Annotated in this window: 13 protein-coding genes; 10 read left to right on the top strand and 3 right to left on the bottom strand. The window is 42.4% G+C overall.

Translation table 11 applies throughout. From position 1 onward, the window contains the following. The first annotated feature begins 66 nt into the window (after nucleotides 1-66). The 5 genes from JN178_RS16070 (at nucleotide 67) to JN178_RS16050 (ending at nucleotide 4393) form a co-directional block, all read left to right on the top strand. On the top strand, nucleotides 67-981 hold the full coding sequence (locus JN178_RS16070; RefSeq protein WP_202262405.1) for a tyrosine-type recombinase/integrase: 915 nt from the start codon (nucleotides 67-69) through the stop codon (nucleotides 979-981). Then, nucleotides 978-2990, top strand: a complete 2013-nt coding sequence (locus tag JN178_RS16065) for an AAA family ATPase (RefSeq protein WP_202262404.1) — start codon at nucleotides 978-980, stop codon at nucleotides 2988-2990. The genes JN178_RS16070 and JN178_RS16065 overlap by 4 nt, the downstream gene beginning before the upstream one ends. A gap of 22 nt (nucleotides 2991-3012) precedes the next feature. Then, a complete protein-coding gene (locus JN178_RS16060; RefSeq protein WP_202262403.1) occupies nucleotides 3013-3450 on the top strand; it encodes a DUF6641 family protein in 438 nt (145 codons plus the stop codon). 173 nt (nucleotides 3451-3623) lie between these two features. Further along, entirely contained in the window at nucleotides 3624-4031 is a 408-nt protein-coding gene (locus JN178_RS16055) for a DUF2787 family protein (protein ID WP_202262402.1), read from the top strand. 65 nt (nucleotides 4032-4096) lie between these two features. After that, nucleotides 4097-4393, top strand: coding sequence for an RNase H1/viroplasmin domain-containing protein (locus JN178_RS16050; protein ID WP_202262401.1), 297 nt, complete (start codon nucleotides 4097-4099; stop codon nucleotides 4391-4393). Nucleotide 4394: 1 nt separating this feature from the next. Here the strand turns inward: JN178_RS16050 and JN178_RS16045 are convergent, their stop codons facing one another. After that, nucleotides 4395-5144, bottom strand: coding sequence for an NYN domain-containing protein (locus tag JN178_RS16045; RefSeq protein WP_202262400.1), 750 nt, complete (start codon nucleotides 5142-5144; stop codon nucleotides 4395-4397). A 9-nt stretch (nucleotides 5145-5153) separates the two neighbouring features. Continuing rightward, nucleotides 5154-5921: a DUF2034 domain-containing protein gene (locus tag JN178_RS16040; RefSeq protein WP_202262399.1), complete on the bottom strand. Its 768-nt coding sequence runs from the start codon at nucleotides 5919-5921 to the stop codon at nucleotides 5154-5156. Nucleotides 5922-6049: 128 nt separating this feature from the next. On the opposite strand from JN178_RS16040, the gene JN178_RS16035 reads away from it, so the two are divergent. The 4 genes from JN178_RS16035 to JN178_RS16020 all read left to right on the top strand — a co-directional run bounded on the left by JN178_RS16035 (nucleotide 6050) and on the right by JN178_RS16020 (nucleotide 9578). Further along, complete coding sequence (locus tag JN178_RS16035; RefSeq protein WP_202262398.1) at nucleotides 6050-7051, top strand: DUF429 domain-containing protein; 1002 nt, start codon at nucleotides 6050-6052, stop codon at nucleotides 7049-7051. 337 nt (nucleotides 7052-7388) lie between these two features. Beyond that, nucleotides 7389-8381, top strand: coding sequence for an HD-GYP domain-containing protein (locus JN178_RS16030; protein WP_202262397.1), 993 nt, complete (start codon nucleotides 7389-7391; stop codon nucleotides 8379-8381). Between the two features lie 78 nt (nucleotides 8382-8459). After that, nucleotides 8460-8888 (top strand): winged helix-turn-helix domain-containing protein, encoded by a 429-nt coding sequence (locus JN178_RS16025; RefSeq protein ID WP_202262396.1) that lies wholly within the window; start codon nucleotides 8460-8462, stop codon nucleotides 8886-8888. Further along, nucleotides 8889-9578, top strand: coding sequence for an EAL domain-containing protein (locus JN178_RS16020; protein WP_202262395.1), 690 nt, complete (start codon nucleotides 8889-8891; stop codon nucleotides 9576-9578). A gap of 747 nt (nucleotides 9579-10325) precedes the next feature. Here JN178_RS16020 and JN178_RS20335 read toward each other — a convergent pair. Then, on the bottom strand, nucleotides 10326-10574 hold the full coding sequence (locus JN178_RS20335) for a helix-turn-helix domain-containing protein (RefSeq protein ID WP_202262394.1): 249 nt from the start codon (nucleotides 10572-10574) through the stop codon (nucleotides 10326-10328). A 150-nt stretch (nucleotides 10575-10724) separates the two neighbouring features. On the opposite strand from JN178_RS20335, the gene JN178_RS16010 reads away from it, so the two are divergent. Further along, nucleotides 10725-12641 carry a KAP family P-loop NTPase fold protein gene (locus tag JN178_RS16010; RefSeq protein ID WP_202262393.1) on the top strand — a complete coding sequence of 639 codons (1917 nt, stop codon included), beginning with the start codon at nucleotides 10725-10727 and terminating at the stop codon, nucleotides 12639-12641. Nucleotide 12642: the final 1 nt, after the last annotated feature.

Raw genomic sequence — 12642 nt, 5'->3', positions numbered from 1 at the left:
GTGGATATGGCTGTGGTATGGCAGCCACTTCTTTCCCACTCAAAAACGCTTATTCAGGAGGTTCCTATGGATACTCAGTGTCCGTATCAGCTGTATTTGGCTCGATTATCAACCAATAGCAGGCGGTCAATTCAGGCTCAGTTAGAAGGTATTGCTGATGTCATGGATTGGCCAATTGTTGATTTACCTACCAAGCTTACCTGCGTTGATTATGCACAGGCGCTTTCCCTTCAAAATACACTTCTACGCGAAGGCTATGCACCACGCAGTATCAACCGAGCTATGATGGCGATACGCGGTGTGGTGAAAGCTGCCGTTATTACCAACCAAGTCGACCAACAACATTATCTCAATCTTCAATCTGTTCCTAAGGTAAAGCATGGCCAGCATGCCGGTACGCCGCTTACAGTGCATCAGGTGCGAAAGCTATTTCGGCTGCTCGCTCAGAACCGCACACCGTTAGGTCTGCGTAACTATGCCATCTTTGCAGTGATGTTAGGATGTGGCCTGCGCCGAAGCGAAGTAGCTGACTTAAACATTGGGCACTACGATAAAGAAAAGCGCACCCTATTTGTTGCCCAAGGCAAAGGCAACAAGTCGCGTACCGTCTACTTGCCTGACTGGGTGCAGGTTACCATCGAAGACTGGGTAGAGGCGCGTACCGAAGAACCTGGCTTCCTATTTTGCACCGTAAAACGCGGTGGTCATGCGCATACAGGCAATCCTATTAATGGAGAATTAGTCTATTCACTGGTCAAGCGATACTTCAAAGAACTCGGTTTACCCACCGTCACACCCCATGACTTACGCCGTACATACATTACTCGATTACTAGACCAAGGCGCAGACCTAAACACAGTCCGCCAAATGGCAGGGCATTCGGACATCTCAACTACCGTCATTTACGATAAGCGCGATGATAAAACCATGCGTAAAGCAGCGGATGAGCTTAATTATGGTGATGCAGGTTTGCCTTTATGACATCGCGCAATATGGTATCCAGCGCATTGCCTGCACTTGGTTCAAAGCTGGCATTGAGATTGTTAGAAGTGACACCGTCACACGTTGATTTTGACTGGCCTGCCACGTTGCCTAAAGTGATAGACAAGCATGTTCGCCTTGCCAAGACGTTGAAAAAACAGGACGCTAAAAAGGTACTGTTATCAAGTCTTACTCTGTCTCCAGAAGAACTGCGGTTATCAAGAAACGTCGATAAGGTGTGTGAGCTGTTTGGCCTAGCGCATCCATGCGGCGAGATAATGCTGTTCACGATGCTTTTATCTATCAATGAAGGCTTCGCCAAGCTTTACTCAGACATGGAGTTTACCGTCCAGCGTCTGACTAACCAGCGCATCTTATCCCATATGTTCGAGGCGCGTATCGAAGCATTGCATGATGCTCAGGCAATGCTTTTTGAACTCGGTTTTGTCGATAGCATGGACATCGACAATTTATCGACCTTGGGCTTACCGTACTTTCTGCGTAATGCGTTGCTGACGACAACGATAAGCACAAAAGAGCAGTTGCTAGCACCGTTGATGACGAGCAGCCAAAATGCACAGTTAGGGCTTAAAGACTTTGCGCATATCAATCATGAATTGGTGAGTGATTACCTACATGCTGCAATTGATAAACAGGTATCGGGTGTTTCGCTTCTGCTTTACGGCGAAAGCGGCAATGGTAAAACCGAGTTTGCCCGAACGCTCGCTAAAGTCACGCATCGTCAGCTTATCGAGGTACGTGCAAAAGACACTAAACAGACGGTTACACAGAACGAATTCAGTTACCCATTTGCCAGTGACGAAAGGCTGCAAAGTCTAAAGCTGTTACAAACCCTACTGGGCAGTAACAGCAATGCCATGTTGTTAATTGATGAATGTGAGAGTCTGTTCGACCAAGCCGATACCCGATATACCAAAGAACGGTTACAACGGTTTATTGAGCATACCCAAGTGCCGTGCATTTGGATAACGAATTATATCAACTGGCTAGAGCCGAGCTACATTCGCAGGTTTAAACTGGTGATGGAAGTCACCGCACCGCCTGCGTCACAGCTTGAGTCGATTATCCAGACATCGAGCAAAGGTTTGCGTCTGTCCAAGACGTTCAAGCATCAATGGGCAAAGACAAATAACCTCACGCCAGCAGTCATCGATAATGCCTGCCATGTTGCCCATTTGGTAAATCACTCGGGGAACGATGCCGAAAAGACGGTATCTGAAGTGGCCGAGAACACCTTAATCGCTTCTGGTCTATTGGACTCAATTCCGCAATACCAAGGCGACATGCCGTTTGATATGAGCCTGCTCAATATCAAAGGCCCCAAGTCGCGAATTCGCGACATCGATAATGCGATTAAATGCGATGCGCCTATTCGTGTTCTTTTAACAGGGCCACCCGGCACAGGTAAAACCGCATTGGCTCATCATCTTGCCGACATGCACGACAAGCCTATTATCCGTGTTTCAGCATCGGATGTGCTTAGCAAATACGTTGGCGAAAGCGAGCAACAGGTCTCTGAGCTGTTCTATCGCGCCCATCGTGAGCAGGCAATCTTGTTGCTGGATGAAGTCGATAGCCTGTTAGCAAGCAGGCAGCAATTGACCGCCCAACACGATGTACAACTCGTCAATGAACTGCTGACGCAACTCGAGTGCAATACACAGCCCGTGTTTGCTGCCACTAACTATGCAGCCAAGTTAGACCATGCAGTGCTTAGACGCTTTGATATCAAGCTTGAATGCACGTACTTGTCACTTAAGCAACTGCATAAGCTGTACAAGCAAACGCTTGGCATACGCGCTCTCACGCAGTCTGAGGTCTCTACACTCAGTCAGCTTAAGCATATTACGCCAGGTGATTTGGCAATCGTTGCCAGACATATGCGTTTTAACCCCAAGACGGACCACCGCAAACAGGCACTCTCACTGCTTGTTGAGGAAAACCGTCGCAAACAACCTAAAACCCCAATCGGCTTTATAGCCAACTAAACCAACCTAGAAGGTATACAACATGACTACATCAGTATTGAGTTCGCTCAAGGTTATCGCTCGTCCTAAAATCGAGCCAAAGCCACCGGTTCTTGGCAAACGTCTCAAGCTTATCGAAAAGCTGGAGCAACAAAAAGAGATGGCTGTCTGCATGATTGAGAACCGCCGCTTCGAAGCCTTTCGGGATAAGAAAGTCAAAAATCCCGAAACAGGCGAAGTCACCGTTCAACGTCGACCTACCAGCGTTAGGCCGTGGTATTACGACAGCGACGAACATTACTATCTGGAAGTCAAAGTGAACAACAAGCCTATCGATATACAAAAAGGCAAACCTGCTATCGATGTCGGTGATAAGGCCAAACTGCCTGAGGTGATTGACACCATCATCAAAGCGACAGAGTCCGGTGAGCTGGATGACTTCTTACTTAAACCTGCTGTGCCGAAGAAGGCTAAGCAATAGCGAGTAGAAAGCGGATAACAAAAATAGCCTTATCCGCTTTTATTCATCTAGCAATAAGGTATTGCCGCAAAGATAGGTGCTTGGCTTATCTGCATACTAATAAATTAGTTTCTTCCATCAAATCCAGTGCCAAAGGCGCACATCAAATCCTTTCTATATATTCGAGGTATTTTATGCGTATTCATTACGATGGGCTGGCGTTGCCAGTCTCTACGAAATTTGTTCATGAACTTGATAATCTTTTAAGAAATAACCAACAGCACAGCGAGTCGGTTACTTTTAATTTTCGAGATCCCAACTATTGTGTCAAAAGAGGGGGTTTTCATCCGGTCGAGATAAGGCTCGAACAACGCGACAACATGTGGCATTTCTGCTACATCACCGATTTTGCTTACATCGGTAGTGGACCTTATGCGGAACTGACTAAAGAGCTCGACTTCGATTTCCAATCAGGTGTCTTTCAAAACCTCTTCGGTGTGTTTCCTATCGAACAGGCAAAAGACATGTATCAAATATGGGAAGGCAACTTTTTGTATTACTTGCTTGAATTAGAGGCCTTCACTGTGAGTATTTCCGAATAAACCCAGTGGCATTTCTGAAAACTGTAAACAGTTAGGGAATGATTAAACACAGTAAGGACAGGATTATGCCAAGAGGTTTTGACGATATAAAACTTTCCCGTAGACATGCAGCTTATGTTGTTTTCGAAGGTGTTAAGCCAGGGGGTTACACCACTTGGGAAGAGACGGAAGACCAAGTTAAAGGTTATAGCAATAACAAGCACAAAGGTTTTCCGAGCCTCGAAAAGGCAAGGCGTGCTTACCATCGTTATCTAAAGGAAAAGAAAGCGATATCTAAACCGAAATCCAAACCCAAGAAGCAGAAACCCATCAAACGGTCAGCCGTTATTGATGATGACCTTCCGCCTTGGGATATCGATTAGCCTAAGATGTTGCGAAGATGGGGCGGTACAGAATGATTTGTGTCGTCCCTTTTCCTTTTTGTCTCGTCATTTCAAAGACGGTAGACAGACTTGAAATAATATCGGTAACTTTTGCTGCACCATAAGTTCTTGGATCAAAGTCAGGCTTCGCACGTTTTAGGAAGCTACCAGCGGGGCCCGCATTCACCCATCCATCGTCATTTTGATAGAGCTCCCATGCTTTAAGAAGTGCCGGTATTAACTCTTCTGCGCCATTGGAAGTATTAGTTCCTGTTTGCTTGGACTTCCCTGATTTAGATACTTTTCCGGCTTCAAGGTTTTCCGTAAAGATAAAGTCATCACAGGCATTCCTGAACGACACTGGTGTCTTCTTTTCACCTACACCAAAGACAAACTTCTCTGACTCCCTCAAACGTGACGCAAGCTTGGTGAAATCGCTATCACTGGATACCAATGCAAATGCATCGATTTTTTCAGAATAGAGTAAATCCATCGCATCTATGATCATGGACGCGTCGGTAGAGTTCTTTCCGGTGGTATAGGCAAATTGTTGAATAGGCTGGATGGCTAACTCATTGAGTGACGTTTTCCAGTTCTTAAGGGCTTCAACAGACCAATCACCATAGGCACGCTTGATAAGCACATGACCGTGCGCTGATATCTCATCCAAAATGGCAGATAACTTCGATAGTTGGGCGTTATCAGCATCAATAAGTACCGCTACTTTTTTGTGAACATCCAAGTCTTTCATCTATTTTCCTTAAAATAATTCTTCGGTGTAACGGCATTTGGGGAAGGCAGAACAACCCAAGAAGACGTTTCCAGCATGAGCGCCACGTTTTGCTTGCCGTTCTACAAGCTCACTACCACACCTAGGGCAGACGTTTTGTTTAACCGTTTCTACTTTTGGTTCTGTTTGCACTTCATGAATAAGAGATAGCAGTTCATTTCCGTCAATGAGAGTCACTGGTTTATCAGATGCGAAGTCTATTGCCTGTTGGGTGAATCTGCCTGAACAGATGACAATAACCTTGTCTGCATTACTGGCGGTTAATACACCAAACATCTCGCGTACCACACTGACACCAACTTTTTGTGCCTTCCATTGTTTGCACTGAACGAGAATAAGCCCTTCGCCTTTCCTCAGTTCTAGGTCAATTCCACCGTCAGCACCAAAGCTACCTTCGGTTACTTGATACCCTTGTCTTCGATAGGCTTCTGCCACTAGCTCCTCAAAATTGCGCCAATGCAGTTGTCTGATGGTTTCAATACTCTTTTGCGCATCTAATTGCTTGGCTTTCCGACGCGCATTAAAAAACGAAAAAGGCGCGATGAGTAATATGAAAAGTGCAAAATAAGGCGCAGGAATAGCGAGTGCCTTAAATACCATGTTGATAAGCTGGTTATCAGTTTCAACGGAAGGCAGTACCTGACCCATTACAACATAGGTAATAGCTGCTGTTATAACCGAAACCCACCATGGCGCTTGGAAAAGAAGGTCAGCAAAAGAAGTATTTTTTCTAGGCATAACTGAACATCCTTGTTAAATATCAAAAATATATTAACTCAGGCAATATCTTGATTGGGTATTAATTTCAATCGTGTAGTATCGTCTAACAATAGACGGTAGGTTTTTGAGAAATAGGAGAGGCAAACATGGACGTGTTTATCGGTATCGATGTCGCTTGTGCCAAAGGCAAGTACCTGCCATTGGTGATTTGTACTCAAGAAAATGGGCGACTAATACCGTTCCCGTTAGCCAGCTACCCAATAAAACCACCGAGAGGTTTAGGCAACGGACGGACCTTGGATGACAAGGTTAATCAGGCATTTGCAGAAAATGTCGCCAGTTACATAGAAACGGTATGCGACGCATTCCATTTAAGCCCAATCCGAATAGGTATCGACTCTCCGCTTCGGCCAAGGGATAACCATCTTAAGCGTAGATTTGCAGAACAGGCGCTCGATAGAGCAAGTATTAGTTGTTACACCACACCTTCTGCCAATGACTTTAAGGTGATTAAAGCGAAAGGTATTGCACATCTTGAGGCGGGTAAGCCAATACAAAACCTACCACATGCCCACCAAATCTTTATGCTGTTGGGTTTTGCGTTGAACGAACGGCTAAGCAAAGTCGCCGAATGCATAGAAGTCTATCCCCACGCGACAGTCAAACAGTTAGGTGTTGCTGACATCCACAAAAGCAAAGGAAATCAGGCAGAATTGCAATTGTCTGCCATGTCGCATTACACCGGTTGGCCTAAAACTGACGACGATTGGTCGCAAGCAGACAATATGTGCCTTGGACCGATGCATGACAGAGTGGACGCCTACAGTGCGGCATGGGTAGCAAGCTTACCTGAACAGGAACGCATCTGTTTTGGTGACCCTGAGAAAGACGATGCTATCTGGATACCAAAAATTAAGCCGATAAACAGTCCAACGGAAAATCCAACGACAAAGCCTAAAACCACAACAAAGAAAAAGCAGCCTGTTTCCAATGCAGACCATCAGCGTGCCTGCCCAGCCTGTCATCAACATGAATTTAAACGCTGGCCGTTTGGGTGGGATGCGCATGCCGCGCATCGCTGCACTGGATTAACAGAGGTCGAGCCTGAGGCAAGAAAAAGAGAGTTCAAGCGCCGATTTATGAGCTAGCGTCCGCGAACATTCTTTTTAGCTCTTTCAATCGATTGATGTTAGGCGCTTCCATGTCACTGTGCTTGGATTTCTAATCGCAATTTATTGCACTACTGATTCCTTGTTTGTCCACTTTCTCCTTAGTGGGTCGTATCTACAGTTTCCCCAACCTAACTAAGTCAATAGTTTTTAAACTAAAGTAGTATTGATAGTAAGTGCTGAAGCATTAATACTGTTCGTTTAATAAATTAGAGGTGACAATAGCAGGAACAACTTAATACTATAAATATCAGGGATGTTAAAGGCCAATGGGAAGGCTATGCGGCATTTATAATTACAATATGTTGCAAAATTCATGTTTAAAAAAATTCAACCAGCCGATTTGAATCTCGGTGATTTGGTATTTGTATTTAAAAATTGGTTTCACACCCCATATATAACAAATTTTAAAAAAGTTAAATCAAATAAGGATATTAAAGATTTAGCTGCCTACAAAAATCTTTATGTTATAAGCTTAAATAAAAACTCTAGACTAACTAAGAAAAACGTCAAATTATTAAAAATCATATTTTCCGAAATAGTTAGTTCGGGATTGATAAATGAAGCTTCAGTAGTTTCACGTGTCAACGCGATTGTTTCTCAAGTAATAGAGGGAAACTTCTGTCATAAGACATGTGCAAACTTGATTCGTTCTGAAAATGAGCTCTTCAAGCGAGCGGTAAAGCTTGTTTGTCTAACAGCTAGTTTTTGTAATTATCTCACCTTTACCAGATGCAAGACGATTGAATATTGCAATGCTGCATTCTTAATCGACATTTCTATGGCAATGCAGCCAGTATTGTTGGGCTCTAGGAGGTTAGTCACGCAATATCAAAGAGGACTTATTCAAAAACATCCCATTGAATCAGCGAAAATTGCTAGTGAATCCAACATATCGGGTTCGCTAATAACACTTATAGTCCAACACCATGAAAATTTTAATGGTACTGGTTATCCTAGTGGTCTGAAAGGCCGTCAAATCAAGCTTGGTGCGAGAATTCTAAGAGTTCTGAATACCTACGAGGCGTTGACCTCTGGGCGACGTTATCAAGCTAAAAAGTCACCATATGAAACTATTAACGACATGCAAAACATGGCGTTGAATGAAGTGATCGACCCAATCATATTCAAGAAGTTATGCTTATTTCTAAGGTTATTTCCTAAAGGCAGCTGTGTAGCTGAATCAAATGGAACGCTATATCTAGTGAAAGAGATGCATGTTGAAAGCGGAAGCATAATTGCCTTCTCAAAGCAACACCAAAAAATAGAAGTTATCCAAGAATCACGGATTAAAACACTTATTTTATAAAATTTATAATTTTTATAAAAATTTCTTTTATGACCAATGCAGTTATTCTTACTCCATTAAGGGATCAGGGAGTTTTTTATGTCTAAAACTACTTCAAATATTATTTTTTTAACACGAGACGAGTACCTACGTGATAATCGAAAGATTGCAAATAAAGTGTTAAGTAATAAGTTTTGCAGTCAACACTGCTTTAAATGCTCTTTGTATCCAAGTCGAAGTTTTGTAGTAAGTTCATTAGTTAAATTTGACTCCGGTTTTCTTTACACAAACAGAGGGAACTTCAAAATTTCTTATTCTGCTGGAAGAGCTCTGTGCCTATTACAGAGAAATACTGATGAGTTTGTCAGCAAAGACGACATTATGAAATACGTCTGGGGTGATTATCCAAGAGTTGAAAATAATGTGAATGTCGTAATTTCTGAGCTCAGAACTGCGCTAACAAGTACTGGTGTACATATATTAAACCAACGAAAAGTAGGTTATATGCTGACAGAGGTAGGTTTTTAAATGGAGATAGTGCTGTCTACCCGAAGTTTTTCTAGTAGGGAATTAGAGTACGACCTTGTACCTAGACTAGAGTGTATTACCAGAACTATTGGTTCTGAGAATAACTATTATGAAATCCTCACGTCAGTATTTTTATCGGAAGACCAACAGGATAGTGAACAGTTTTTTTACAGGTTTTCGAGAGTTAATTACTTCTGCTATTTGAGAGACGTTCTCTCAGAAATATCTCAAAGAGGTATAAAAAAAGTTTCATTCAATGTGAACGGAGAATTTCTTAAATCGGCGTATCTCACTTTGTTAATAGAAGACTTCAGAGGTTTGCATATTGCACTGGAAATCTCAGAATCAATGGATACCTCGCCAGAAAATGTTGGAGCAATCAAGGCGCTCACAGCACATCCTAATGTCTCAATTTGGTTAGACGACTTTGGCAATGGCTTCTCTAATTTTGATACGTTAGAAAAATGCAGTTTTGACGCAATAAAATTGTCTAAAGAACTTTTTTGGCAACTTTTCTATCAAGATAAAAAACTATTGAGTTGTTTACTAAGTAATCTATGCAAAAAGGCTGACAATGTAATTGTAGAAGGAGTAGATTGTTTTGAAAAATACATATTCTGTAAGGAACTAAATTTATTAATGCAGGGCTTTTTTTTTAGAGAGTTAGAACAGAAAAAGTTAGTTAAGTAAGGTTATAAATAATGCAGTGTGCAGATGAGATAAGAGAATACTTAGACGGCAAAAAGTCTCTGACTAGTAGCGAGTTACATAAACTCCTTTCTAGATATTTCGATAGGCAATTTAAGTGCGTCTCTAACGTATTAACACCAGAAGAGATTGATTTTATTCAAAGTGTTTATTTAGATAGTAGCTTTGATCAGTAACAAGAACGTGCTTCTTCAAAATCTCTCTTAAAAAGATACTGCATAGTTAAAAGGACAAGTTTTTTTGTGTCATTTTTCTTTTTTTTATGTTTACAAAGTTATTTGAAAATAACGCAAGTAAAAATCTGAAGTAAATCCAACCCGATCAAATAGAAAATCAATGTAAATATATGTTAGGTTTTTTGTTCATAAGATAATCCCAAATATACAGATTTGATAACAACCTTAGGGGAAGGCGCGACCTTACAAGGTGATATAGATGTTACGGGACAATTATTTAAAAGGGGGAATTTCAGGGTGAAATTCTGTCCACTTCACATCCATTCAGCCAGCATGCCATTAAATTTAAAATAGTTACTGTTAACAGCTTCCCTAGACCGATATCCGATCATAGATAATAACGAAAAATAACTCCATGTTAATGCAGCCTAACGGCAGCAAAATTCCGATAGGCATTAACTGAAAGTAGTTACTGTTAATATGAATTAAAAGTTGCTATTGCGAATTGCTTCAACGCAGCAGTTTGCTTGTTATATAACAAAGCATGGTCATGCTAGCCTCTTCGTATTTCATCTTCTAATAATTTGACGAAAGTCGGCAGTGAAAGGTTGAGGACATGACACAGTTCTCTTAGTTGAATAATATCTAGTCTCCTTACTCCGCGCTCGACATCGCTTATGAAGGATTGTGGGCGACCAAGCGCAGCTGAACATTGAGCTTGTGTAAGCCCAGATTTTGCTCTGGTCGCTCTGATAACTTTCAACAAAATATCGTGTTCGCGTGTATACAGTGTCTTTGACATATCCGCGTCTCATTAAGTGGCGGACAGTCACTCTATATCTGAATTTTAGATATCTGATTTTCAGATATTGTGTTAAGTTTGTGTGTGAATTGTTTGACGCAAGAATTGCGCTCGAACGCAACATTCTCAGTTCATCAGAGGACGATGCTCATGCACACTATCCCCCACGCTGTACAAGATATCCCGCTAGGTGAAGGCAGTGACTTTAAGGATGAAATGTTAGGTCTCACACGCTATGCGCTTGCACTTAGCCAGTTCATCGTGCAGTGCGGTACGCCCATGACTATCGCTATTCAAGGCGACTGGGGTACAGGTAAAACAAGTATGATGCGCTTAATTGAATCGACACTTGCCACTGACGAAACAGTGAAGGTCGGCTCATTCTGGTTCAACACATGGCAGTATTCGCAATTCTCGTCGAATAGTTCATTGTTGCCGCTCATCTTCTTGGAAAGCTTAACGCGACAGCTTAAACAGCGGCTTGATGAAAAAAGTTCTGATATGCTGAAAAAGGTTCAAGGCTCATTAAATACCCTTAAACCCTTTCTATTTGCCGCAGGTCGCGGAGTTGCCTATGCTGCAACTGGTGGTATTGCTACGGAGGTTTACGACGAAGCACGGAAACAAGGTGGTGTAGGAAATACCAGTACCTTGGCATTGTCTGATGCACTATCGAACCTAAAACGTGACTTGACGATGTATGTTGAGAAAATATGCGTGGATGAAGGACTTAACCGCATCGTTATCTTTATCGATGATTTAGATCGCATTCGCCCTGAAAGTGCTATTGAGTTACTTGAGACGCTTAAGTTATTCGTCGATATTCCCAAATGTGTGTTCGTACTGGCACTGGATATAAGTGTGGTTAAAAAGGGCGTGAGTGCTAAATTTGGCACCGATGAAGTAGATGCCGAAGGGCGAAGCTTTTTTGATAAGATTATTCAACTTCCTTTTCAAATGCCAACTGTGACATACGGTGCACACATCAAAACGTACCTCACTCGCCTGTTAGAACGTTCAAACTACGGCAATGGCATGTCTGATGAAGGATTAACTACATGCGCGAATCTACTTATTACCAGTATAGGCACCAACCCCAGAAGTATTAAGCGGTTAATTAATGTACTGTCGTTGATGAGCATTTCACACAATCTTGATATGTCTGAAGACAAGCTTGATTTAGATGGAGACGAGCACAACCAGTTACTTTTATTCGGATTTACGTGCTTTCAAATTGCTTACGAGCCACTCTTCTCACTTATATATCGCACTGAGAGCCTAGATTTTTTATTACTGGACTCACTGGATTGGGATAACCACGAAGAAGATCCGCATCTCACAGAATTCATTCGCCTAATAGAACGCGCTGAAGCCGATAACAAGCAGCCAGAAACCTTTTTAACGCTGTTAGCCAATGTTGTTGATGAGGATGGAAGCGGAGATTTTGACGACGCTGAAATGCACAAAGTTAAGCGCATCGCACAAGGGCTTCAATTAACTTCGGTAGATGATGACGACTCTTCATATTCGAGCTCACGAGCAGGCACGGACGAGGATAGGAAAAATGCTATTTCTTCATATTTTAGTGCGCTACTTGACGATATAGCCCAAGAGACGTTCGACTTCCTCATTATACCAACACTGCCCCAGAGCAAAATCAAACGAGACGGTGACACAACACGATTTAAAATCGTGTCAAAAGAAAAAACAACAAATTACTCAAACGCGGCATTTTCATTCGCGATTTCTGATACTGCAAGAGTCTACGATTATCCAGATACGATGTCGCTTGTCTGTGAAATCACAGTCGAGGATGGTGACAATATTATGATGCAGTATGCCAGTGGACGAAGAAAGGCACACCGCGCGTTAAACGACATTTGTAGCGAGATGGAAGCGGTGGCCTCGCAGTATGAGATCGACGTCCATGCGCATGCATATAAAAGCATCATTGTCATCGAGAAGGTGATAGAGCTTACCGACGACGTAGAGCGGGACCATCACGAAGTCAAACAGGGTTTATTTGAGCTAAACCAATGTCTTAGCGAGCTGTTAGGAGTAGAGTAGC

The organism is Alteromonas sp. KC3, assembly GCF_016756315.1.
Lineage (GTDB): Bacteria > Pseudomonadota > Gammaproteobacteria > Enterobacterales > Alteromonadaceae > Alteromonas.
Note: the sequence above shows the minus strand (reverse complement) of the source record. Positions and strands in the feature narration are given on the sequence as shown.